This is a genomic window from Polaromonas sp. P4_F6 (assembly GCF_056401275.1).
The window spans coordinates 701,931-723,074 of sequence record NZ_JBFUJQ010000002.1; the positions used below are offsets into that span (position 1 = coordinate 701,931).

At 65.1% G+C, this 21,144-nt stretch carries 26 protein-coding genes and 1 pseudogene; 11 read left to right on the plus strand and 16 right to left on the minus strand.

Annotation, left to right across the window (positions count from 1 at the left end; translation table 11 throughout):
- Positions 1-24: 24 nt before the first annotated feature.
- The 4 genes from AC1DUN_RS09205 to AC1DUN_RS09220 all read left to right on the plus strand — a co-directional run bounded on the left by AC1DUN_RS09205 (position 25) and on the right by AC1DUN_RS09220 (position 1,990).
- The gene (locus AC1DUN_RS09205) at positions 25-609 is read left to right on the plus strand and encodes a DUF4166 domain-containing protein (protein WP_477713694.1); all 585 of its coding nucleotides are present in this window, start codon (positions 25-27) and stop codon (positions 607-609) included.
- Positions 606-938, plus strand: coding sequence for a c-type cytochrome (locus AC1DUN_RS09210; protein WP_477713695.1), 333 nt, complete (start codon positions 606-608; stop codon positions 936-938). The genes AC1DUN_RS09205 and AC1DUN_RS09210 overlap by 4 nt, the downstream gene beginning before the upstream one ends.
- A 165-nt stretch (positions 939-1,103) precedes the next feature.
- Positions 1,104-1,547 carry a hypothetical protein gene (locus tag AC1DUN_RS09215; RefSeq protein WP_477713696.1) on the plus strand — a complete coding sequence of 148 codons (444 nt, stop codon included), beginning with the start codon at positions 1,104-1,106 and terminating at the stop codon, positions 1,545-1,547.
- A gap of 50 nt (positions 1,548-1,597) precedes the next feature.
- Complete coding sequence (locus tag AC1DUN_RS09220) at positions 1,598-1,990, plus strand: hypothetical protein (protein ID WP_477713697.1); 393 nt, start codon at positions 1,598-1,600, stop codon at positions 1,988-1,990.
- Between the two features lie 5 nt (positions 1,991-1,995).
- Here AC1DUN_RS09220 and AC1DUN_RS09225 read toward each other — a convergent pair whose 3' ends face one another.
- Positions 1,996-3,252, minus strand: coding sequence for an MFS transporter (locus AC1DUN_RS09225; RefSeq protein ID WP_477713698.1), 1,257 nt, complete (start codon positions 3,250-3,252; stop codon positions 1,996-1,998).
- 142 nt (positions 3,253-3,394) lie between these two features.
- Here AC1DUN_RS09225 and AC1DUN_RS09230 point away from each other — a divergent pair, with 142 nt between their 5' ends.
- From AC1DUN_RS09230 to AC1DUN_RS09240, 3 genes are read left to right on the plus strand one after another with little or no spacing between them, the layout of a single operon-like run.
- Positions 3,395-4,717, plus strand: coding sequence for an NAD(P)/FAD-dependent oxidoreductase (locus AC1DUN_RS09230; RefSeq protein ID WP_477713699.1), 1,323 nt, complete (start codon positions 3,395-3,397; stop codon positions 4,715-4,717).
- A gap of 41 nt (positions 4,718-4,758) precedes the next feature.
- Positions 4,759-4,902, plus strand: a complete 144-nt coding sequence (locus AC1DUN_RS09235; protein ID WP_175456107.1) for a hypothetical protein — start codon at positions 4,759-4,761, stop codon at positions 4,900-4,902.
- A gap of 3 nt (positions 4,903-4,905) precedes the next feature.
- On the plus strand, positions 4,906-5,220 hold the full coding sequence (locus tag AC1DUN_RS09240) for a VF530 family protein (RefSeq protein WP_477713700.1): 315 nt from the start codon (positions 4,906-4,908) through the stop codon (positions 5,218-5,220).
- A 133-nt stretch (positions 5,221-5,353) separates the two neighbouring features.
- Here AC1DUN_RS09240 and atpE read toward each other — a convergent pair whose 3' ends face one another.
- A complete protein-coding gene (gene atpE, locus AC1DUN_RS09245) occupies positions 5,354-5,590 on the minus strand; it encodes a F0F1 ATP synthase subunit C (protein ID WP_007868318.1) in 237 nt (78 codons plus the stop codon).
- 41 nt (positions 5,591-5,631) lie between these two features.
- On the opposite strand from atpE, the gene AC1DUN_RS09250 reads away from it, so the two are divergent.
- Together AC1DUN_RS09250 and AC1DUN_RS09255 are read left to right on the plus strand one after the other, a co-directional pair.
- Positions 5,632-6,330 carry an RluA family pseudouridine synthase gene (locus tag AC1DUN_RS09250; protein WP_477713701.1) on the plus strand — a complete coding sequence of 233 codons (699 nt, stop codon included), beginning with the start codon at positions 5,632-5,634 and terminating at the stop codon, positions 6,328-6,330.
- Between the two features lie 44 nt (positions 6,331-6,374).
- Complete coding sequence (locus AC1DUN_RS09255) at positions 6,375-7,130, plus strand: SDR family NAD(P)-dependent oxidoreductase (protein ID WP_477713702.1); 756 nt, start codon at positions 6,375-6,377, stop codon at positions 7,128-7,130.
- A 99-nt stretch (positions 7,131-7,229) separates the two neighbouring features.
- On the opposite strand, the gene ppk2 is transcribed toward AC1DUN_RS09255, so the two are convergent.
- The 11 genes from ppk2 to AC1DUN_RS09310 all read right to left on the minus strand — a co-directional run bounded on the left by ppk2 (position 7,230) and on the right by AC1DUN_RS09310 (position 15,598).
- Entirely contained in the window at positions 7,230-8,132 is a 903-nt protein-coding gene (ppk2, locus tag AC1DUN_RS09260) for a polyphosphate kinase 2 (RefSeq protein ID WP_477713729.1), read from the minus strand.
- 135 nt (positions 8,133-8,267) lie between these two features.
- Entirely contained in the window at positions 8,268-8,507 is a 240-nt protein-coding gene (locus AC1DUN_RS09265; RefSeq protein WP_074577371.1) for an HP1242/YdcH family protein, read from the minus strand.
- A gap of 56 nt (positions 8,508-8,563) precedes the next feature.
- Complete coding sequence (locus tag AC1DUN_RS09270) at positions 8,564-9,001, minus strand: universal stress protein (protein ID WP_477713703.1); 438 nt, start codon at positions 8,999-9,001, stop codon at positions 8,564-8,566.
- Between the two features lie 159 nt (positions 9,002-9,160).
- Positions 9,161-10,135, minus strand: a complete 975-nt coding sequence (locus tag AC1DUN_RS09275; RefSeq protein ID WP_477713704.1) for a Bug family tripartite tricarboxylate transporter substrate binding protein — start codon at positions 10,133-10,135, stop codon at positions 9,161-9,163.
- 44 nt (positions 10,136-10,179) lie between these two features.
- On the minus strand, positions 10,180-10,896 hold the full coding sequence (locus tag AC1DUN_RS09280; RefSeq protein ID WP_477713705.1) for a class II aldolase/adducin family protein: 717 nt from the start codon (positions 10,894-10,896) through the stop codon (positions 10,180-10,182).
- Positions 10,897-11,053: 157 nt separating this feature from the next.
- On the minus strand, positions 11,054-11,335 hold the full coding sequence (locus AC1DUN_RS09285) for a DUF427 domain-containing protein (RefSeq protein ID WP_477661792.1): 282 nt from the start codon (positions 11,333-11,335) through the stop codon (positions 11,054-11,056).
- Positions 11,336-11,497: 162 nt separating this feature from the next.
- The gene (locus tag AC1DUN_RS09290) at positions 11,498-11,926 is read right to left on the minus strand and encodes a hypothetical protein (protein WP_477713706.1); all 429 of its coding nucleotides are present in this window, start codon (positions 11,924-11,926) and stop codon (positions 11,498-11,500) included.
- A gap of 131 nt (positions 11,927-12,057) precedes the next feature.
- On the minus strand, positions 12,058-12,711 hold the full coding sequence (locus AC1DUN_RS09295; RefSeq protein ID WP_477713707.1) for a glycine zipper 2TM domain-containing protein: 654 nt from the start codon (positions 12,709-12,711) through the stop codon (positions 12,058-12,060).
- A gap of 166 nt (positions 12,712-12,877) precedes the next feature.
- Entirely contained in the window at positions 12,878-13,432 is a 555-nt protein-coding gene (locus tag AC1DUN_RS09300) for a cupin domain-containing protein (protein WP_413326142.1), read from the minus strand.
- A 62-nt stretch (positions 13,433-13,494) separates the two neighbouring features.
- Positions 13,495-14,538: a methionine synthase gene (locus AC1DUN_RS09305; RefSeq protein ID WP_477713708.1), complete on the minus strand. Its 1,044-nt coding sequence runs from the start codon at positions 14,536-14,538 to the stop codon at positions 13,495-13,497.
- Positions 14,539-14,587: 49 nt separating this feature from the next.
- Positions 14,588-15,598: an LLM class flavin-dependent oxidoreductase gene (locus AC1DUN_RS09310; RefSeq protein WP_477713709.1), complete on the minus strand. Its 1,011-nt coding sequence runs from the start codon at positions 15,596-15,598 to the stop codon at positions 14,588-14,590.
- Between the two features lie 268 nt (positions 15,599-15,866).
- On the opposite strand from AC1DUN_RS09310, the gene AC1DUN_RS09315 reads away from it, so the two are divergent.
- A complete protein-coding gene (locus AC1DUN_RS09315; protein ID WP_477713710.1) occupies positions 15,867-16,424 on the plus strand; it encodes a YaeQ family protein in 558 nt (185 codons plus the stop codon).
- 12 nt (positions 16,425-16,436) lie between these two features.
- Here the strand turns inward: AC1DUN_RS09315 and AC1DUN_RS09320 are convergent, their stop codons facing one another.
- From AC1DUN_RS09320 to AC1DUN_RS09330, 3 genes are read right to left on the minus strand one after another with little or no spacing between them, the layout of a single operon-like run.
- Positions 16,437-17,336: an ion transporter gene (locus AC1DUN_RS09320; RefSeq protein WP_477713711.1), complete on the minus strand. Its 900-nt coding sequence runs from the start codon at positions 17,334-17,336 to the stop codon at positions 16,437-16,439.
- Between the two features lie 28 nt (positions 17,337-17,364).
- Positions 17,365-18,477, minus strand: a complete 1,113-nt coding sequence (locus AC1DUN_RS09325) for a mandelate racemase/muconate lactonizing enzyme family protein (RefSeq protein WP_477713712.1) — start codon at positions 18,475-18,477, stop codon at positions 17,365-17,367.
- 40 nt (positions 18,478-18,517) lie between these two features.
- Entirely contained in the window at positions 18,518-20,278 is a 1,761-nt protein-coding gene (locus AC1DUN_RS09330; RefSeq protein ID WP_477713713.1) for a long-chain fatty acid--CoA ligase, read from the minus strand.
- A 180-nt stretch (positions 20,279-20,458) separates the two neighbouring features.
- On the opposite strand from AC1DUN_RS09330, the pseudogene AC1DUN_RS09335 reads away from it, so the two are divergent.
- A pseudogene (locus AC1DUN_RS09335) lies at positions 20,459-20,971 on the plus strand (Bug family tripartite tricarboxylate transporter substrate binding protein); the annotation flags it as partial.
- Positions 20,972-21,144 lie beyond the last annotated feature (173 nt).

Below are 21,144 nucleotides of genomic sequence, written 5' to 3' on the forward strand. Positions count from 1 at the left end.
GAGTTAGCAGCACAGAAAGAACACATGCCGGCCGTGGTTGAAAACTGGTTTGGTGATGCATTCACGCAACTGCACCCCTTGCTACAGGAACTTCATCGATCCGGGGGCACGCTGTCCGGCACCGTCGACGTTCGCCTGGGCAGGGGGCTGGCGGGTTGGGCGGGTCGGCGGTTCGCACGGCGGCTAGGCGTTCCGCCCCATGACGGGAGTGCTTCGATGGGCGTTTCCATCTACAGCACCGAAGCCGGGCTTCACTGGGATCGCACTTTCAATGAGACCTCCGTGTTCGCCTCAACCTTCACGCCGACAGGCCGCTATCCGTCGGGGTACTGGTGGGAATCATCAGGCCTGCTTCGCCTCAAGCTGGCGGTTTCCATCGTCGATGGAAGCTGGGTCTGGCGGCCCATCGGAGGCCGGCTGTGGGGTATCGCATTCCCCGTCTCGCTGCTGCCCCGTACGGTCGCGTCGAAGGGCATTGACAACGGACAATATCGGTTTAGCGTCGAGGTCAGGCTCCCTTTGCTCGGCACAATGCTCTCCTACAGCGGGAACCTGTCGCCTGCCCCCTCTCGGATCAAACCTGGGTTACCGTCGGAAAACGCATCATGAACTTCAATCCGCAGGCTGCCTTTTCCGGGCAACTGGCTTGTTCATCGAAATCTCCTGACTACGGCCTTCCAACCTACCCGGCACTGGCCGGCAACCGCGCCGTCACCATGGGCCAGGCCTCCAACCTCGTGCAGATCGTGCTCAACGGCGGCTACGCACCGGCCACCGAGGGCAACCCGCGGCCCTTCGGCATGCCGCCCTTTGTGCTGGTGCTCAATGACGCCGACATGGGGCTGGTGCTCACGCACATACGCCAGTCCTGGGGTAACCGGGCGAGCGAGATCACGCCGCTGGAAGTGAACCGGATACGGGCGAGTACGGGGCGCTAGGCGCAGGTTCATGGTCATGCGGGTGCTCCCTGGGGGAAGCGCTCATCGGATCAAGCACCGTTTTTCAAGGTTTCATTTCCGTGATTCCAGCCGCGCTTGGGGTGGCGATCAATGCATACTTCGTCAATCCGTGGAAGATCTGAACCAGCTTGCAAGGGCGCCCCAATGAAAATCACAGCCGATACGCGTAAACCAGTTGAAGACCTGAACACCGCCGACCTTGAGCTTTTCCCCGTTTGGCGATTTGTGGAGGATGACGGCAACGAAAACGACGATGAGGATGAGACATGGGTCCAGCCTGTCGCGTCGCCTGTAATACCGACCAACGGCATGGCCTTATGCATGGCCGCGGCAGCGCGGCTTCCTTGCGGCCTGGTCTATCCGGCCGTCCTTTTTGGGGACAGCTCCAGCGGTGTGGCGGTCGACGGCATCGCACTCCTCACGACGCGGGGACGGGTGCTTTTGCACAAGAGCGACTCGCCCGCGGAAACCCGCACAGCGCTCAAACGCCTGGGCCTCTCACAGGCCCAGGTGCTTCCCCTTGAATTTGCAACAAGAGCAGCTCTGTCCAGTACCGGCGCCCTGGCATTCGGCCGGTTCGGCGGGTGAAGCCCTCCTTTGTGCCGGACACCAAGACCATGTGAGTGACTGAGTGCCATATGACTGCTGCAGCTTCCACACCCGAAAAACTGACACTCACCCTGAGTGCGGCAGGCGTGCTGCTGCACTTGTACACTGCCGTCTTTCGGGCCGATGGCGGATTGAGCTGGTTTCTCCTCGGCCTGGTGCTGCTGTCCTGCCTTCCCTACGGGGTGGCGGTGGCTCTCACGCGCGCGCGCCGCGCCAGCCTGCTCGCCCTCGGCTGGGCCATCGCATCGCTGCTTGCCGACCTCTATATGCACTACTCTGTCTTCGTGGCACCAAAAGGGTCAACCGCGGCTTTGGGGCTTCTGTTCATGCCGATCTGGAACCTTCTTGTGATCGGCCCTGCGGGTGCGGTAGTGGTATGGGGCTGCCACCGTTTGTTTGCGGGCGGTCGCCGCACGGCCTGAGGGCCTCAAGAATCGGGCGCCGGCGTGACCATCTTGTCGCGGCGGGACAAGGAAGGAAACATCCTGAACCAGGCTGCCGCCACCAGCAGCGTGCCCACGCCGCCGGCCACCACCGAGCCCACAGGCCCCAGCAGTGCCGCCGTGGCGCCGGACTCAAACTCGCCCAGCTGGTTGGACGCGCCTATGAACACCGAATTCACGGCACTGACGCGGCCGCGCATTTCGTTGGGGGTTTCGATCTGCACCAGGGTCTGGCGCACCACCACGCTGACCATGTCGGCTCCGCCCGAGACAGCCAGCACCAGCAGCGACAGCACAAAGCTGGTCGACAGGCCGAACACCACCATGCACAGGCCGTAAACCGCCACCGCCGACAGCATGGTCGGCCCGACGCGGCGCTCCAGCGGCCAGCGCGTGAGCAGTGCCGACATCAGCAAAGCGCCCGCGGCGGGCGCGCCGCGCAGCAGGCCCAGGCCCCAGGGGCCGACGTGCAGGATGTCCTTGGCGAACATGGGCAGCAGCGCGGTGGCGCCGCCCAGCAGCACGGCAAACAGGTCCAGCGAGACGGCGCCCAGCAGGGCCTTGCGCTGCCAGACGAACTCCACGCCGGCCAGCAGCGTGCGCAAGGTCACGGGCTCGCGCGGCGGCGGCGCGTGGTCGTAGCGCAGCACGGCAATCAAGCCGCAACCGGTGGCGAACAGGCAGGCGCAGGTGGCATACACCGCCGTGGCGCCGGCCACAAAAATCACGCCACCCAATGCCGGCCCGCCGATCACTGCGGCCTGCATGCCGGCCGAGCTAAAGGCCATGGCGCGCGGCAGCATGGCGGGCGGCACCAGCATGGGGGTCAGCGCCTGCTGCGCCGGCATCTGGAAGGCGCGGGCCACACCCAGCAGGACCGATACCGCGAGCAGCAATTCGCGCGAAGCCCAGGGGTGATGCATGCCGCCTGTTTGCCAGCCCTGCGTGGCGGCCACCAGGATCATCGCCACCGTGCCCTGAGTGACCAGGCAGCCGGCAATGATGCGGCCGCGGTGCACCCTGTCCGCCACATGCCCTGCCACCAGCGTGAGCAGCAGTGCCGGCATGAACTGGTACAGGCCCACCAGACCCAGGTCCCAGGCGCTGCCGGTCAGTTCGTACATCTGCCAGCCCACGGCCACCATCAGCATCTGGCTACCCATGGCGCCGAAAATCCGGGCAAACCACATGCGCATATAGGCGCGCTGGCGGGTGAGTTCCTGGAAAGTGTGTGTGGGCATGCGGGGCTGAAGCTTAACAGCGCTGTGTCAACGCCGCGCGCACTCGGGTATCGGCCTGGGGGAGGATTTGGGGATAAAAGTTAGCACCCGCCCGGCAGTTAACATGGCGGCATAACTAAAGCACCATACCCCAGGAGGTTTTATGCACCGCATCGTCATCGTTGGAGGGGGCGCCGGAGGGCTGGCGCTGGCTACGCAGCTGGGCAAGCGCCTGGGCAAAAAAGGCCTGGCCGAAATCACCCTGGTCGACGCCGCCCGCACCCATGTCTGGAAACCGCTGCTGCACCAGCTGGCCGCCGGCAGTTTCGACACGCACGCCGAGGAAATCGAATACCTGGCGCAGGCGCGCTGGAACCACTTCAAGTTCCGCCTGGGCAGCCTCACCGGCGTGGACCGGCAGAACAAGACGGTGCAGCTGGCCGCCAGCCATGACGAGGCCGGCCGCGAGATCACGCCGGCCCAGCAGCTGGCCTACGACACCCTGGTGATTGCCGTGGGCAGCCAGACCAATGATTTCGGCACGCCCGGCGCGGCCGAGCACACCATCAAGCTGGACAGCCCGCAGGCCGCCAAGCGCTTTAACGACAGGCTGATCAACGCCTGCCTGCGCGCCCAGACCGTGCCGCGCGTAGCCGGCAGCGGCCGCCTGACGGTGGCCATTGTGGGCGGCGGCGCCACCGGCGTCGAGCTGGCCGCCGAGCTGCATGCCGCGGCGCGGGTGCTGGCCAATTACGGCTTCGACCATATCCACCCCGAAAAAGACCTGCAGATCGTGCTGGTGGAAGCCTCGCCGCGCCTCTTGGCCCAGTTGCCCGAGCGCCTCAGCGAATCGGCCATGCGCGAGCTGCGCAAGCTGGCCATCGAGGTGCACACCAATGAAAAAGTGGTCGAAGTCACCGCCGACAGCCTGAAAATGGCCAGCGGCAAGGTGGTGCCCGCCAGCATCACGGTATGGGCCGCCGGTGTGAAGGCCGCGGACTTTTTGCGCAGCCTGGGCGGCACGCCCGAAGGCGGCCAGGCGCTGGAGACCAGCAAGCTCAACCAGCTGATGGTCAACGGCAATCTGCAGACCACGCGCGACGCCAGCATTTACGCCTTCGGCGACTGCGCCGCCTGCCAGCAGCCCGACGGCACCTGGGTGCCGCCGCGCGCGCAGGCCGCCTACCAGCAGGCCATGTACCTGGCGCGCTCGCTGCAGGACCTGATCGCCGGCAAGCCGGTCGCGCCCTTTGTGTTCAAGGACCAGGGTTCGCTGGTCTCGCTGTCCGAGTATTCCTCGGTCGGCAGCCTGATGGGCAGCCTGACCAAGGGCAGCTTTTTTATCGAAGGCCAGCTGGCCAAGTTCATGTACTGGGGCCTGCACAAGCAGCACCAGCTGGCCCTGGGCGGCTTCAAGAAAACGGCCTTGATCACGCTGTCTGAAATGCTGGACCGCACCCACCGCCCGCGCATCAAGTTGCATTGATAATCACAGCATCCCCTCTTATCAACCTGACGGAGAAAACCATGGCAAAAGGACAGCAAAACAACAACAAGATGGTCAAAAAGCCCAAGAAGGACAGCTCGCCGCCCAAGCCGGTCTCGCCCGACGCGGTGCGCCCGACCATCGTCACGCAGGTGATCCCGCGCGGCAAGATCAAGGACAAATAAGCCGTGGCAGCCGGCACCGGCGACCTGCCTGCAAAGGCCCCGGCGGCTACCCAGCAGCCGGGCAATCCGCTGCATGGCGTGACGCTGGAGGCCATGGTCACCGCGCTGTCAGGCCACTATGGCTGGGAAGAGCTGGGGCGACGCATCAACATACGCTGCTTCACCAGCGATCCCAGCGTGGCTTCCAGCCTCAAGTTCCTGCGCAAGACGCCCTGGGCGCGCGAGAAGGTCGAAAGCCTTTACCTCTTCATGCTGCGGAAAGCCAAACGCAGCGGCCCCACGGTTCATAACTTTCCGCCACCCAAGCCCAAGGGCTGACCCCGCTTCACGGAGCTGCTCAAAGAGCTACTCAGAAAACCCAGCGAAGCGGTCCTGGCTAGGCGCGTCGCCGCAGACAGTGCACCGGCACGGCAAGGCGACGCAACAACGCCAGGAGGGCTTCATGAGTAGCTCAAAGCGGGTTGGCGAAGAGCAGCATCATGGCAATACCCACTCCGATCAGGAAGTTGGCGTCTATCAGGCCGGCCAGCAAAAACATCTTGACCTGCAGCGGCTCCATCATCTCGGGCTGGCGCACGGCGCCCTCCAGGAAGCGCCCACCCATCGCGCCTATGCCCAGGCAAGCGCCTATGGCACCCAGGCCTATGATCAATCCACATGCAATGGCAATGGCACCTGCGTCAGTCATGCTTTCTCTCCTTGGTTAAAAACTTTGTTGATGGCTGAATCATGAAGGCCGGCGCGCCGCCAAACAATGACCTTGCAGGTAATGGCGCAGCCGCCGCCGGCCTGGTCCTGCTGCATGCCGACGACAGCCTGCTGGTGCTGGACAAGCCCGCGGGCCTGCTCGCCGTGCCGGGGCGCGGCGAAGGCAAGCAGGACTGCCTGAGCGCGCGCGTGCAGGCGGTTTACCCCGATGCGCTGGTCGTGCACAGGCTGGACCAGGCCACCTCGGGCCTTATGCTGATGGCGCGCGGCTCGGCCATGCAGCGCGCGCTGAGCCAGGCCTTTGAAAGCCGCGAAGTCGGCAAGCGTTATGTGGCCGTGGTGGAGGGGCGCCTGCCCTCACCGGGCAGTGAGGACGGCTGGGGCCTGATAGACCTGCCCATCATCGTGGACTGGCCGAATCGCCCGCTGCGCATCATTGACGCCGAAAACGGCAAGCCCAGCCGGACGCGCTGGCGCGTGCTGGGATTTGACGCGGCGGCGAACACCACGCGCATGGAACTTGAACCGGTCACCGGCCGCTCGCACCAGCTGCGCGTGCACCTGAAAGCCCTGGGCCACCCCATCCTGGGTGATGCCCTGTACGCCCCCGCCGAAGTGCAGGCCAAGGCGCCGCGCTTGCTGCTGCATGCCGCAGCCTTGCGCTTCACGCATCCGGCCAGCGGCCTCCCCTTGTCGTTTGAAAGCGCTCCCGGCTTTTAGCGGCGGCGCCGGCAGCCCGAACTGGCCAGCGCTAACATGAGGCCATGAAACATCTCACCCTCCTCACAGGCGCATCGCGCGGCATGGGCCTGTCCATGGCGCGCCAGTTGCTCTCCGCCGGCCACACGGTGCTTTGCATCTCCCGCACTTCGGTGCCCGAGCTGGGCGCGCATGCCAGGCATGTGGGCGCCACGGCGCTGCAATGGGAGCATGACCTGGCCGACAGCGGCTCCCTGGCCGGCAAGCTCGAAAGCTGGCTCAAGGATTCGCAGGCGGACCAGGCCTGGGCCAGCGCCACGCTGATCAACAACGCGGGCGTGATCCCGCAGATCGCCCCGCTGAGCGCCATAGGCGCCGATGACCTGGCGCGCGCGCTGCGTGTCGGGCTGGAAGCGCCCATGCAAATCACGGCCGCCTTCCTGCGTGCCACCGAAGACTGGAAAGCGCCGCGCAAGGTACTGAATATTTCGTCGGGGCTGGGGCGACGCGCCATGGCCTCGCAGGCCGCCTATTGCGCCGCCAAGGCCGGCATGGACCACTTCACGCGCAGCCTCGCCATGGATGAAGCCCTGAAGCCGCTGGGCGCCAAAGTCTGCTCGCTGGCGCCGGGGGTGATAGACACCGGCATGCAGGAGCAGTTGCGCGCGGCCCCGGCCGAGGCTTTTCCCGACCGGGCCTCGTTTGTGGGCCTGAAGACCGGCGGATCGCTGACTTCGCCGGACGACGCGGCGGCGCGCATCATTGCCTTCCTGGCACGCCCAGACTTCGGCGCAAACCCGGTCGCAGACGTCAGGGACTAAGAACCACCAGCAGGGGCCGCGGGTCCGGCTTCGCCGGCCCCAGGCGCCACCCCCTGCAAGGGGGGAACAGGCTACACGCAGTGAGCCTGGACGGGGGTGTTAGTAAACTTCCGGAACAACGATGTCCTGTGGAACGGGGTTGCGCACATAGTCCTCGTGCCGCACCCGCTCCGGCAACACAATGGCCGGGTGTTCGGTTTCCTGGTAGGGCATTTGCTGCAGCAGGTGGTGTATGCAGTTCAGGCGCGCCTTTTTCTTGTCGACAGCCTGTACCACCCACCAGGGGGCCTCGGGAATGTGGGTGCGCTCCAGCATGATTTCCTTGGCCTTGGTGTATTCCTCCCAGCGCCGGCGCGACTCGAGGTCCATGGGGCTGAGCTTCCACTGCTTGAGCGGGTCGTGGATGCGGCCCAGGAAGCGCAGGTGCTGCTCTTCGTCCGAAATGGAAAACCAGTACTTGATCAGCTGTATGCCGGAGCGGCCCAGCATTTTTTCGAATTCGGGCACGGTGCGGAAAAACTCCTCGTACTGCTCGTCGGTGCAAAAGCCCATGACGCGCTCCACGCCGGCGCGGTTGTACCAGCTGCGGTCGAACAGCACGATCTCGCCGGCCGCCGGCAGGTGCGAGACATAACGCTGGAAGTACCACTGCGTGCGTTCGCGGTCATTGGGGGCCGGCAGCGCCGCCACGCGGCACACGCGCGGGTTGAGCCGCTGGGTGATGCGTTTGATGACGCCGCCCTTGCCGGCCGCATCGCGGCCTTCAAACAAAATCACGACCTTGTGGCCGGTGGCGACCACCCAGTCCTGCAGTTTCACCAGCTCGGCCTGCAGGCGAAACAGCTCGCGGAAATACTGGCGGCGGTATTCCTTGTCCCTGGCCGCGTCCTTGGTGCTGCGGCCGCGGTCCTCGCCTGTCAGCTCGTCCACCGTGCGGTCTTCGATCTCCATCTCCAGCTCTTCGTCGAGGCTGTCGAGCAGGTCATTGCGGATACGCCGCATCAACTCTTCGTCGCTTGAATTCAAGGGTCTCTCCCGCAAAAACCGAAAACCGGCAACACGCCAGCGTAGCGGGCTTCCGTGGCAGTTTGATGAAAAGCCCTGAGAGCTTTGCGCGGAGCCCGCGAAGGGCCAGTCTCAGGACTTCTTGAGAATCTGGTAGATCTCGTCCTTGACCTTGAGCCGCCTTTTCTTGAGGTCTTCCAGCGCCTCGTCGGTGATGGCGCCCACGCCCTGCTCATAGCGGGCGATGGCGTGGTTGTCGGTGTCGTACTGGGTAAAGAGGCTGGCAAAGTGCGGGTCGGACACCTTGAGGCTGCGCATTTTCTGCAGGTATTCCGGAAACTCGTGCGCCAGGTCGTGATTCAGCAAGTCCATGGGAAAGCTCCTTGTTTGGCCGGTGATTGCCGCGGGATTCTCGGGGAAGGGACAGCTTAGTCCCTAACCACCAGCACCGGCAAGTGGGCATGCGACAGCACCTGGGCCGTGACGCTGCCCAGCACCAGCTTTTCAAGGCCGCGCCGGCCGTGCGAACCCATGATGATGAGGTCGGCGTTGACCGACTCGGCGGTATCCAGGATGCCGCGGTAGATGGCATGGCCTTCAACGACCGAGCCGGTGGCGGCGATGCCCACGCCCTCGAAAGCCTGCTTGGCGGTCTTGATGGCCTCGTTGGCCTCGGCCGTGGCCGCGCCCAGGTATTCGGCCTGGCCGTAGGCGAAATCGGTACCCACCCCGGTGAAAGCGTAGGGGTCTATGACGTAGATGATGGTCACCTCGGCCTTGAAGGCCTGCGCGATCGCCAGCGCGTTGCCTATGGCTTTTTGCGAGGTGGCCGAGCCGTCCACCGGGACCAGAATGTGTTTGTACATGATGGAATCTCCTTGATGCTGGAAAGATTCTCAGGCCGCAGCCCCTGGCGGGTCAATGCCGGTCCGGCAGGCCCCTTGAAAGGCCGGCCTTGCATCATTTATAGGTCAGGGCACCCGCGGGCGCCGTCAGACAAGGCGCCGAAAACCGGCGTCCCCGGCTTACTCGGCCTTGATATTGGCCGACTTGGCCAGCTGCGCGTAACGCGCGAGGTCGGCTTTGATGAGCCTGGACAGCGCCGCGCCGTTGCCCGAGAGCGGCTCGACACCGGCGCCCGAGAGGTTTTCTTTCACGGCGGGGTCGGCCAGCACCTTCTGCACGTCGGCGTAAATCTTGGCAACCACTTCGGGTTTCATCCTGGCCGGGCCCATGAGCGCATACCAGATGGAAAAATCCAGCGGCTTGAGGCCTTGCTCTTCAAAGGTCGGCACCTGCGGCATTAGTTGGTAGCGTGTGGCGGTCGACACGCCGATGGCGTTGAGCTTGCCGGTCTTGAGGTGCGGCGCGGCGAGGTTGGCGCTCAGGATGGCCAGTTGCACCTGGCCGCCCACCACGTCGGTCAGGGCCGGGGCGCAGCCCTTGTAGCCCACGTTGGTGGCGGCGACACCGGACTTCTGCTTGACCAGCTCCATCACAAAATGCTGGGGCGTTCCGACGCCGCAGGAGCCATAGCTCAGCCCCGTCGGGTTGGCCTTGGAATAGGCGACCAGTTCCTTGAGGTTGGTGATGTTGGTGCCCTGGTGCGAGACCAGCGCGATCGGCGTGAGGCCCAGCAGCATGATGGGCGTCAGGTCTTTTTCGGGATCGTAGTTGAGCTTGCCGTTGACGGCCGGGTTGACCACCATGGTGCTGTTCTGCAGCAGCAGCGTGTAGCCGTCAGGCTGCGCGTGCACCACGGCCTCGGTGCCTATGTTGCCGGAGGCGCCCGCGCGGTTGTCCACCGCGACGCCCTGCCCCCACATGGCCTGCAGGCGCGCGCCTATCTGCCGCGCCAGGATGTCGGAGCCGCCGCCCGTGCCGTAGGGCACGATGACGCGCACGGCGCGCGACGGGTAGTCCTGCGCCAGGGCCTGGCCGGCGCCCAGGCAGCTCAGGGACATCAGGGCGGCCAGCGCCAGCAGTCGGGGGAATTTCATGGTGTGCCTTTTCATTGACGGGTGGTGTTGCGGTGATGAAGGGATTACTCGACGGCCCCGACAGCCCGGCTCCACAGCTCCCAGGGCCGCATGACCTGGCCCTCGTTGGTGTTCATGGCCTTGTCGGCTTCCTCGGGCGTCAGGAATTCAATCGGGCCCAGTGCGCTGGCGCTGAGCTGCAGCTTGGCGTTTTCCTCGGCGTAGACGGCGCGGTAGACCGCGCGCTCCAGCGAGGGGGCCACCACGGTGGAGCCGTGGCCGCGCATCAGCACGCAGCTATGCTGGCCCAGCGCCCTGGCCAGGTCCTTGCCCAGGCCCATGTCGCGGATCAGCAGGTCGGTGTTGCCGTTGGACTCGCGGATTTCATACAGCGACGAGCCGCTGCCCAGGAAACCGCTCATGTGGAAGATGGGACGCAGGCGCTGGCCGGTCACGCCGAAGGGAATCACGCTGGGCGAATGGCTGTGCACCACCGCCATGACGTCGGGCCGCGCGCGGTAGATCTCGCCATGGATGAAACGCTCGAGGTAGGAGCGCAGCGTGGACGGGACCACCAGGTCGCCGTTGAGGTCATACACCAGGATGTCGGCTTTTTTGACCAGGCCGGGCGCGCGGTTGCATGACAGCAGGAAGTGCTCCGGCGACTTGTCGTGGCGCACACTCACGTGGCCGAAACCGTCCACCACGCCCTGGCCGTAGAGGATGCGGTTGGCGACCACAAGTTTTTCGACGAGCGCGGGATCGGGAGCGGAAAGCGTCATGGAGTCTCCTTATCAGCAACGGCCAAGAGGTCGCTTTTAATAAGTATACATACTACATTTGGAACGTTCCAGGCAAATGGCGGAGAACAAAGGGTAAACCCGCTCTCCTCCATGAATCACCGGCATCCCGGCTGTGGCTGCGCCTAAGAACAGGTTCTCAAGGCTCGATCTTGACGCCCTTCCAGAAGGCGACGTGGCCCTTGATGTTGTCGGCCTCGGGTTTGGGATCGGGGTAATACCAGGCGGCGTCGGTGTTCATCTCGCCGTTGACCAGCAGCGAGTAGTAGCTGGCCTGCCCTTTCCAGGAGCACATGGTGTGGTGGTTGCTGAAGGTGATGTAGTCGCGGTTGAGCGAGCTCTCGGGGAAGTAGTGGTTGCCTTCCACCACCACGGTGTCGTCGCTTTGCGCAATCACTGCGCCGTTCCAGATGGCTTTCATGGGAATGTCTTTCTGCGGATGCGGGTCGGGGTCAACAGGGCCCCAATGCTACGCTCCCCGCCGCAGGCCCGCGAACCCCGGGGTTTATGCCCGCCCGGCGCGCAGAAAAAAGCCGGTGGCGGGCACCGGCTTTTTCAGCGAAGGCCGGGGAAGACCCGGCCCTCAGTCGTGGCCTTTGCCGTGCTTCCCGCCACGGCCCTGGTCATCGTCGTCCCCGCCTTTGTGCTTGTGCTTCTTGTGCTTGCCGCGTTCATAGTCCTCATCGCCCTGGACTCTCACAAAATACACCGGCTGGCCGCAGGCGTTGTACTTTGCGCAGTGCTTGGACCACTTCTTCGCATGGCCGGGAGGCACATGCAGGTACAGGGGCGGCTGCTGCACCACCACCGCCGGGCGCTGGATGATGACGGGCTGCGTGTAAATCACGGGCGGCGGCGGCGCATTGCCGATTTCAATGCGGCCGTAAACGCCGGGCGACAACGCGCCTTCGACCGTGGCGGTCGCGTAGGGGCCGGCGGCCATGGCCGCGCCGGCCGACAAGGCCGCAGCCAGGGCAAAGCCGGCCATCAGGAGTGGTTTGAGTGCTTTCATGGGGTGTCTTCTTTCATTTCAGGAGCAGTTCGTGCGCGACGACGCTCTTCATCAAGCAGGGGAAGCGGGCCCGGCTTTGCCGGGCCGCAGGCGCTGCCCTCAGGGGACGGCGCATTACAGGCGGTTAACTTCTAGGCGGCGAGGCGAAGGTTCTTGCCTTCAACAATCACCTTGGCGCCCACAGCCACCGCGCTGGACAGCTCCATATTGCGCACCGAGCCGTCATCCATGCGCACGCGCACTTCATACACGGTGACCTTCTTCATGTTCTTTTCGATCTGGTTGCCGGCAAAAGCGCCGCCGGCCACGCCCAGCACGGTCATGGCCGTCTTGCCGTTGCCGCCACCCACCTGGTTGCCCAGCAGGCCGCCGACCACGCCGCCGGCGACGGTGCCCAGGCCTATGGTGGTGTTGCCGACGTCAACGCCGTTGACCTTGCCCTGGCGTTGCACCGGCGTCACGGCTTCCACCGTGCCGCAGGTGGCGCAGGCATTGGCGCGCGGCGAAGCCTGGGCCACCACGGTCGGCGTGGTATGCGGCTTGGCCGCTTGCGGTTTGGGAGTGTCCGCCGCCAGTTTGGCGACTTTCGCGGGCTCATTCACAGGCGCGGCGGCCGAGCCGTTCGGGTAGGCATCGGAGCGGTTGACGACCAGCGCGGCGGCCAGTGCCATGACGGTCACGCCGAGCACGGCAACGATGGCGACAAGCGCCTTGCTGTGCTGCATGCGCTGGGAAAACCCCGGCTGGGCAGCTGGGGCATTGGTGACTTGGTTATTGGTATCCATGATGGACTCCTTCTGTGTGAGTCCCAGTTGTAACCACGCCGCTTGATACATCCTGTAGGACGAAGTGACATTCGTAAGGAAAACTTTCCGCATCCCCTTGAAAGTGTGCGTTTATGCGCACATCTGGCCGCCTTTATGCGGCCCTCACGGAACCTTCACCGGCGCTTTACACGGCTCCACCGGGGTGGGTCGGGTCCACCCAGAGCACGGTGTCGGGCTTCTCGACGGGCTCGATCTCCAGGTTGACGGCCACCGCCTCGCCGTCGCTGCGGCACAGCACGCATTCCAGCACCTCGGTCGGGCTGGCGTTGATTTCCTGGTGCGGCACATAGGGCGGTACGTAAATAAAGTCGCCCGGGCCCGCCTCGGCGGTGAATTCCAGGCGTTCACCCCAGCGCATGCGGGCCTTTCCGCGTATCACGTAGATCACGCTCTCCAGGTGGCCGTGGTGGTGGGCGCCGGTCTTGGCGTCGGCGTGGATGGTGACGGTGCCGGCCCACAGCTTTTGCGCGCCCACGCGGGCGAAGTTGATGGCGGCGCGCCTGTCCATGCCAGGTGTCTGCGCGGTGTTGCCGTCGAGCTGGTTGCCCGCGATCACGCGCACGCCGTCATGTTTCCACGGCGGGTCGGCCTGGCCCTGGGCGTGGGGATGGGTGTGCCCGGGGCCGTGGGAATGGTCGTGGTCGTGCGGGTGGTGGGGCAGCGTGGGGTCTTGGCTCATGCCGCCAGCGTACACCACCAGCGTCTCATCAGTCCAGAACCCGGACGGCCTGAAGCTGCCGCTTACTTGTAGCGCTCGCGCGCCAGCGCCGCACCTTGGGCCAGGGCCTGCAGTTTTTTAAGCGCCACTTCGCGGTCCATGGGCGCCAGGCCGCAGTTGGTGCAGGGCAGCAGGCGGTTCTTGGGCACATACTGCAGCGCCTTGCCTATGGTGTCGGCCACCTGTTCGGGTGTTTCGATCTCATCGCTGGCCACGTCGATCACGCCGACCATCACGTCCTTGCCTTCGAGCAGCGCCATCAGGTGCGGCGGCACATGGGAGTGGTAGCACTCCAGGCTCACCTGCTGGATGCTGCTTTTGGCCAGCGCCGGGAACACGGCTTCGTACTGCCGCCATTCCTCGCCCAGCGAGGCCTTCCAGTCGGTGTTGGCCTTGATGCCATAGCCGTAGCAGATGTGCACGGCCGTCGTGCAGGTCAGGCCCCGGGCCGCGGCTTCCAGCGCTTTCACGCCCCAGTCGGCGGCGTCCTTCATATAGACGTTGAAGGCCGGCTCGTCGAACTGGATGATATCCACGCCGTCGGCCTGCAGGGCCAGCGCTTCCTGGTTCAGCAGTTCGGCAAAAGCCATGGCCATCTTGACCTTGTCGCCGTAAAACCGGTCGGCCACGGTGTCGACAATCGTCATGGGCCCGGGCAAGGTGAACTTTATCTTCTTTCCGGTGTGGGCGCGCAGCAGCCGCGCTTCGGCCGCGTGCACGCGGCCCTTGAGCCGGAGCGCGGCCACCACCTGCGGCACCATGGCGTCGTAACGGTTGTCGCGTATGCCCATCTTGACCTTGTGCTCGAAATCAATGCCTTCGACCTGCTCGAGAAAGCCGTGCACAAAATGCTGGCGCGACTGCTCGCCGTCGCCTATCACGTCCAGGCCCGCGTCTTCCTGCGCCTTGATCCACAGCAGCGTGGCATCGGCCTTGGCCTGCTTGAGCTCCTCGCCCTCGGCCTTCCACTGCGGCCAGAGTTTTTTGGTTTCGGAGAGCCAGGCCGGTTTGGGCAGGCTGCCGGCGATGGTGGCGCTGAAAAGCAGGCTTGCGGAGGGTGTCGTCATGGGGGCTTGTTTCCTTGTCTCGATCATTTCTTGTTCACGGCCTGCGTTTTTAGAAAAACTCGCGGGCCAGCAGTTCGTAGGAGCGGCGGCGGGCGGCCGGGTCATGGGCCCAGGTGATCACCACCAATTCCTCAACCTCCAGTGTATTAGCCAGGGCCCGCAGTTTGGCGGCGACCTGCGGGCCGCTGCCGACAAATGCATGGGCCCTGAGTTTGTCGGCCTCCAGCTGTTCGGCCGGCGTGTAGGGTCGCTGCGCCGCCTCTTCAGGCGACGGCAGGGCCGCGAGCGCGCCGCGGTTGCGGTCCATCTTCCAGCGCTCCCGGCCTGAGAAGTGGTGCCAGGCCTCAGCTTCGGTGTCGGCTGCCAGCGCCCAGACGCAGAGCACGGCCTGCGGCGCGGGGTGGCGCGGGCTGGGCCGGTAGGTAGAGCGGTAGAGTTCCAGCGCCTGCTCGGCGCCCTGGCCGTCGGTAATGAAAAAAGCGAACGCATAAGGCAGGCCGTAATGCGCCGCCAGCTGCGCGCCGTAGTCCGAACTGCCCAGCATCCACATCTCGGGCGTGGTCGGGCCCATGGGCTTGGCCGTCACGCCGCGTCCCGGGTGGCCGTCGGGCAGGTCGACGCCGGCCAGCCAGGCCTGCAGCTCGCGCACCTGGATCGGAAAATTCTCGGCCGACTGGCGCGGGTCGCTGCTGAGCAGCCGCGCCGTGCGCATGTCGGAGCCCGGCGCCCGGCCCACGCCCAGGTCTATGCGGCCCGGCGCGATGGCCTCGAGCACGCGGAACTGCTCGGCCACCTTGAGCGCCGCATAGTGCGGCAGCATGACGCCGGCGCTGCCCACGCGTATGCGGCTGGTGGTCGCGGCGATCGCGGCCATCAGCACTTCGGGCGCGGAGCCGACGATGGTCGGGTGGCTGTGGTGCTCGCTGACCCAGAAGCGGCGGTAGCCCAAGGCCTCGCAGTGGCGGGCCAGGGTCAGGGTTTCACGGATGGAGGCGTCTTCCGTACGGCCGGTGACGGCGACGGACTGGTCGAGGACGGAGAGGCTGGTGCGATGTTGCATGCTAGCTGGGACAAATAAAAACGATGGATTTTGGGTCAGGGCAAGGCGCAAACCACAGCGATACCAAGGGTATCGCGCGGATTTGCAACGCAGGCCTGGCGCGAAAGACGCGTTTTTATGTTCCAGATGGCATGCAACATCGCACCCGGCATGGTCGGCTGACTATAGCCAGACCGCTTAAATCCCGCTGGGCCAGGGTTACCGGCCGCCGCTCTGTTCCAATAGAGGGTTGGCACCCGCCCAGATCCGAGATAAAGAAGCAAACCCTATGGCACTCAAAGCCACCATTTACAAAGCCCAGTTGGCCCTGTCCGACATGGATCGCAATATCTACGCCGACCACAGCGTGACGATTGCGCGCCACCCCTCGGAGGCCGACGAACGCATGATGATCCGCCTGCTGGCCTTCGCGCTCAATGTGCCGGCCGACGACAAAAAGGGCAACCTGGAGTTCGCCAAGGACCTCTGGGACGTGGACGAGGCCGCGCTCTGGCACAAGGACTACACCGAGCAGATCCTGCACTGGATAGACGTGGGCCAGCCCGATGACAAGCGCCTGATGAAGGCCGCGGGCCGGGCTGAGCGCGTCAGTGTCTACAGCTTTGCCAGCAGCACGCCGGTCTGGTGGAAGAACATCGAAAGCAAACTCACACGTGCCGCCAATCTGGTGGTCTGGCAAATCGACGCGGCCGAGAGCCAGGCGCTGGCCAAACTCGCCGAGCGCAGCATGCAACTGCAGGTGACGGTGCAGGACGGCACGGTGTGGATGAGCACGGCGCTGGGCTCGGTGGAAATCACGCCGCGGCGGCTGACGGCCGGCGAATAAAAACCAGGCCGCCTAGGAAGCCTCGGCCTTCGCATCCTGGTGCTGGTAAGGCGGCAGCTTGGCGCCGCAGTGAAAGCAGAAATCCGCCTCGGGCAAATGGCCTTCGGTCAGGCATTCATGGCAGCTGCGTGTGGTCGGCAAAGCCAGGTGCTGCATGCGCCGCTCGGCCGCCATTTCGGCCGTGACGATGCCGGTGGGCACGGCCAGGATGCCCCAGCCCAGCAGCATCATGAAAGACGAGATCAGCCGGCCCAGGTCGGTCTTGGGTGTGATGTCGCCGAAGCCCACGGTGGTGACGGTGCTGATGGCCCAGTAGACCGAGGTCGGGATGCTGGTAAAGCCGTTGGACGGCCCTTCGACCACATACATCACCGTGCCCATGACCAGAACCATCATCACCACGGCCGACAGGAACACCAAAATCTTGCGCCCGCTGGCGGCCAGCGCCCGGCCCAGGGACTGGTATTCGGCCACATAGGCCGCGAGCTTGAAGATGCGGAACACGCGCAAGAGCCGCAGCACACGCACGTCGATGAGGGCGTGCAGCTCAGGAAAGAACAGCGCCAAATAGGTCGGCAGCACCGCGACCAGGTCGATGATGCCGAAAAAGCTGGTCGCGTACTGCAGCGGCTTGCGCACGCAGGCCAGGCGCGCGAGGTACTCGGCGGTGAACAGCAGCGTGAAGATCCATTCGACCACTGAGAACAGCTTCCCGTGCGCGGCATGCACGGACTGCACACTGTCGGCCATCACCACGGCAATGCTGACCAGGATCAGGGCGATCAGCGCCTTGTCGAACAGCCGGCCCGCGCGGGTGTCGGCCTCGAAGATGATGGTGTAAAGCCGCAGCCGCCAGCCGGCCAGCGGCTTGCCGCCAAAGTCCTCTAGCGTAGGCGGGGTGGGTTTGGCCATGGGTGGGTGGCAGCGGTGGCACCGGCAATCAGGCCGTGGCCTGGCGGAACTTTGCCCAGGCAGCCGGCGTCGGCGTGGTGCTGGCGCCCGGCTGCTGCGGCAGGCTGAAGTGGCCGTCCACCACCTGGGCTGGCTCGAGGAAGCAGTCCTTGATCCAGGGAATGTATTCCAGCACCGTACAGGCCGGGTGCGCGTGGTTCAGGTGCACGTGCACCTGGCTCATGTCGCCCGCATGCGGCGCCACCGGCAGCCTGAAGGAATGCGCGGTGTCGCAGACGCGCAGCACCTCGGTGATGCCGCCCATGCGGGTCACGTCGGGCTGCACCCAGTGGATGGCTTCCTGGTGGAAAAATTCAGCGAAGGCGTCGTGGGTATAGAGCTGCTCGCCCAGCGCGACAGGAATGCGGGTGCTGCGCGCGAGCTGCGCATGGCCTTTCACATCGTCGTACCAGAGCGGCTCTTCAATCCAGTACAGGTCAAAGGCTTCGGCAGCGCGGCAAAAGCGCTGGCAGGTGGGCAAATCCCATTTGCCGTTGCCGTCGGTCGCCATCGTGATGGACGGGCCTATGGCGCGGCGCACGGCTTCCAGGCGTTTGAGGTCGCGGTCCACGCTGGAGCCTATCTTGACCTTGATGCCGGTAAAACCCTCGTCCACCGCGCGCTTCGCGCCGGCCACCAGTTGCTCGTCGGGAATGCTGAGCCAGCCTATGTCGGTGTTGTAGGCGCGCACCTTGTCGCGCACCTGGCCGCCCAGCAGCTTCCACAGCGGCACGCCCGCGGCCTTGGCCTTGAGGTCCCACAGCGCGATGTCGACGGCCGCCTGCGACAGCGTGGTGATGCCGGCGCGCCCCACCCACTGCTGGGCCGGGTTACGCGCAAGCTTGAGCCACAGGCGGTTGGTGTCCAGCGCGTCCTCACCGACCAGCAGTGGCGCGTGGCAGGTTTCTATGCAACGCGTGATCAGCTGGTCGCTGGGGAGGTGGGCATGGGTGCCGGTGAAACCGTAACCGGTGAGACCGTTGTCCGTGTCTATCTGCGCGCCGACCACGCCCCAATGCGAGATGGTGTGTGTGCTGTCGGCGATCTGGGAGCCCGTCACGGGCACATGCAGGATGAAGGGCTTGACCGAGGTGATTTTCAAACGGGCTCTCCAGAAAACAGGGCCGCGGCGGCCGGCACGCTCAGGACCCGCGTTGCTCGGCTTCCTGCAGCGCGCGCCACATGACCTTGCCCGAGCCGCTCTTGGGCAGCGCGTCGACAAACTGCACCACGCGCGGGTATTTGTAAGCCGCCATGTTATCCCGGCACCAGCTGATGATGTCTTCCTCGCTGGTATTGCCCTTGGCGGCGGGGCGCAGCACCACCACGGCCTTGACGGTTTCGCCGCGGTAGGCGTCGCGGGTCGAGATGATGCAGGCCTCCTGGATGGCCGGGTGCTTGAACATCAAGGCCTCCACCTCGGCCGGCCAGACCTTGAAGCCCGAGGCGTTGATCATGCGCTTGAGGCGGTCGGTGATGAAGAAATAGCCCTGCTCGTCCATGCGGCCCAGGTCGCCGGAGCGGAAAAAGCGCTTGCCGTCGAGTTCGATAAAAGCCTGCTCCGTTGCATCCGGGCGCTTCCAGTAACCCTGGAACACCTGCGGCCCGCTCATGATGATTTCACCCTGCTCGCCCTGGGGCACTTCCTTGAGCGTGAGCGGGTCTATCACGCGCGCGTCGCAGCTCATGAAGGGCACGCCCAGGCATTGCTGTTTGGTGGCGTCATAGGGGTTGCTGTGCGAAGGCGCGGCGGTTTCCGTGAGGCCGTAGCCTTCGGCAAAGCGCAGGCCGTACTGCTCCCACAGGCGCTGCGCCACGGCCTGCGGCATGGCCGCGCCGCCGCCGCCTATGTAGACGAGGCTGGTCAGGTCGAAGGCGGCGAAGTTGGGGCTGGCCAGCAGGTCTATCACCATGGTGGGGATGTTGGTCCAGTGCGTCACGCGCCAGCGCGAGATCAGCCGTCCGGCCAGCTCGCGGTCCCAGCGCGGCATGATGACCATGGTCGCGCTGCCGTAAATGGACGCATGCATTACCGACACCATGCCGGTGATATGGAACATGGGCACCACCGACAGCGTCACATTCTCGAAGGTACTGCCGCCCCACAGACAGCTGGCCACCGCGTTGTGCATGATGCTGGCGTGGGTGTGCATGCAGCCCTTGGGCAGGCCGGTGGTGCCGCTGGTATAGGGCAGCACAGCCAGGTCCCGCGGCGTGGCGGTGTGCGGCGGCAGCTCGCCGGCCTCCAGCGCCTTGCCCGACGTTGCGTCGGCCCAGTCGATCACGCCGCCGCCTTCAAGCGCCGGCAGCGCATGGCGCGTGCCCAGCCATTCGCGCCAGGCCGGCGGCATGGCCGCGTCGCCCTCGCCTTCCCCGGCCAGGTCGAAGGCGTCGCTGTAATGGGTGACCACCATGTGCGAAAGCCGCTCGCCGGGCGCCAGCTGCGCATTGGCCCTGGCGAGTTCGGCCGCCAGGTCGGCCGTGGTGATGGCAACCTTCGCATCGGGGTCGGTGATGTAGTGCTTGAGCTCCTCGGCCCGGTTCATGGGATTGACCGGCACCACCACCGCGTTGGCGCGCAGGATGGCAAAGTGCGCGACCACCCACTGCGGGCAGTTCTGCATGTTGAGCAGCACGCGGTCGCCGCTGCGCACGCCCAGGCTGTGCAGGGTGGCGGCCAGGCGTTCGGCCTGGCGCATCACTTCGGCGTAGCTGAGCACGCGATTGAAGAACACCAGCGCGGGTTTGTCGGGAAAGCGCAGTGCGCTGACCGCGAGGTTGTGCCACAGCGAGGTGGCCGGCGGCGTGATGCTGTGCGGCAGGCGCTTGGGCCAGACCTGGTGGTGCAAGGTATGCGAGGTCGCGGCGGGGACGGCCTGGCCGGTATCGGATTCAAGGGTCAAGAAGGGCTCCAGGCAAGTGCTGACTTGGGGGCTTCAGCCTACCCCGAGTCCGCGGCGCCCACATCCGGGAAGCTCCCGATAAAACACTGTCACTTGAGCGACCGCTGCTCACTATGATCAAACGGCACCGCGCGGCCTGGGCGTCGCTTACACGCGGAAACAAGCACAACAGGAGACCTCATGAATCGCATTCTCGCCTTGCCCCGCAAAGCGCTCACACTGCTGGCCGTCGCCGCACTGGCTTGCCCCACCGCCATGGCGGCATTTCCCGACAAGCCCATACGCGTCGTTATCGGCTTTCCGGCCGGCGGCCCGTTGGACCAGCATGCACGCCTGCTGACCGAGCGCCTGCAAGCGGTGCTGGGCCAGCCCATCGTGATCGACTACAAGTCGGGCGCCGGCGGAACCGTGGGTGCGCAGGATGTCATGAAGGCCCCGCCCGACGGCTACACCCTGATGCTGGCCAACACCGGCGTGATGGTGATCAACCCCGCGCTGTACAGCAAGCTGCCTTACAACACGCTCAAAGACTTCACGCCGATCGCGCGCACCGCCATGCAGCCGCTGGCCCTGCTGGTCAACCCCAAGCTGCCGGTCAACAACCTCCAGGAATTCATCGCCTACACCAAGGCCAGGCCCGGCCAGGTCAACTACGGCTCGGCCGGCAACGGCGGCATCAGCCACCTGGTGCCTTAGAACCTGTTCACGGCCTAAACGGGGCCGCGTTGGGGTGCAATCGGGATGAGTGGGCCGACCAGGAACGCCGCATGGGCTAATGCCCATGCAAGGGCCTGGGTGGCTCAATCGCCCGATTTCACCCCAACCCGGAGGGCAAGCGCCTTCTCGGGCGGTCTGCGGCGTTGCGG

Coding starts and splice junctions, on each gene's coding strand:
- AC1DUN_RS09205 (WP_477713694.1), top strand. CDS start 25: ATGCCGGCCGTGGTTGAAAACTGGTTTGGTGATGCATTCACGCAACTG.
- AC1DUN_RS09210 (WP_477713695.1), top strand. CDS start 606: ATGAACTTCAATCCGCAGGCTGCCTTTTCCGGGCAACTGGCTTGTTCA.
- AC1DUN_RS09215 (WP_477713696.1), top strand. CDS start 1,104: ATGAAAATCACAGCCGATACGCGTAAACCAGTTGAAGACCTGAACACC.
- AC1DUN_RS09220 (WP_477713697.1), top strand. CDS start 1,598: ATGACTGCTGCAGCTTCCACACCCGAAAAACTGACACTCACCCTGAGT.
- AC1DUN_RS09225 (WP_477713698.1), bottom strand. CDS start 3,252: ATGCCCACACACACTTTCCAGGAACTCACCCGCCAGCGCGCCTATATG.
- AC1DUN_RS09230 (WP_477713699.1), top strand. CDS start 3,395: ATGCACCGCATCGTCATCGTTGGAGGGGGCGCCGGAGGGCTGGCGCTG.
- AC1DUN_RS09235 (WP_175456107.1), top strand. CDS start 4,759: ATGGCAAAAGGACAGCAAAACAACAACAAGATGGTCAAAAAGCCCAAG.
- atpE (WP_007868318.1), bottom strand. CDS start 5,590: ATGACTGACGCAGGTGCCATTGCCATTGCATGTGGATTGATCATAGGC.
- AC1DUN_RS09250 (WP_477713701.1), top strand. CDS start 5,632: ATGAAGGCCGGCGCGCCGCCAAACAATGACCTTGCAGGTAATGGCGCA.
- AC1DUN_RS09255 (WP_477713702.1), top strand. CDS start 6,375: ATGAAACATCTCACCCTCCTCACAGGCGCATCGCGCGGCATGGGCCTG.
- ppk2 (WP_477713729.1), bottom strand. CDS start 8,132: ATGCGGCGTATCCGCAATGACCTGCTCGACAGCCTCGACGAAGAGCTG.
- AC1DUN_RS09265 (WP_074577371.1), bottom strand. CDS start 8,507: ATGGACTTGCTGAATCACGACCTGGCGCACGAGTTTCCGGAATACCTG.
- AC1DUN_RS09270 (WP_477713703.1), bottom strand. CDS start 9,001: ATGTACAAACACATTCTGGTCCCGGTGGACGGCTCGGCCACCTCGCAA.
- AC1DUN_RS09275 (WP_477713704.1), bottom strand. CDS start 10,135: ATGAAATTCCCCCGACTGCTGGCGCTGGCCGCCCTGATGTCCCTGAGC.
- AC1DUN_RS09280 (WP_477713705.1), bottom strand. CDS start 10,896: ATGACGCTTTCCGCTCCCGATCCCGCGCTCGTCGAAAAACTTGTGGTC.
- AC1DUN_RS09285 (WP_477661792.1), bottom strand. CDS start 11,335: ATGAAAGCCATCTGGAACGGCGCAGTGATTGCGCAAAGCGACGACACC.
- AC1DUN_RS09290 (WP_477713706.1), bottom strand. CDS start 11,926: ATGAAAGCACTCAAACCACTCCTGATGGCCGGCTTTGCCCTGGCTGCG.
- AC1DUN_RS09295 (WP_477713707.1), bottom strand. CDS start 12,711: ATGGATACCAATAACCAAGTCACCAATGCCCCAGCTGCCCAGCCGGGG.
- AC1DUN_RS09300 (WP_413326142.1), bottom strand. CDS start 13,432: ATGAGCCAAGACCCCACGCTGCCCCACCACCCGCACGACCACGACCAT.
- AC1DUN_RS09305 (WP_477713708.1), bottom strand. CDS start 14,538: ATGACGACACCCTCCGCAAGCCTGCTTTTCAGCGCCACCATCGCCGGC.
- AC1DUN_RS09310 (WP_477713709.1), bottom strand. CDS start 15,598: ATGCAACATCGCACCAGCCTCTCCGTCCTCGACCAGTCCGTCGCCGTC.
- AC1DUN_RS09315 (WP_477713710.1), top strand. CDS start 15,867: ATGGCACTCAAAGCCACCATTTACAAAGCCCAGTTGGCCCTGTCCGAC.
- AC1DUN_RS09320 (WP_477713711.1), bottom strand. CDS start 17,336: ATGGCCAAACCCACCCCGCCTACGCTAGAGGACTTTGGCGGCAAGCCG.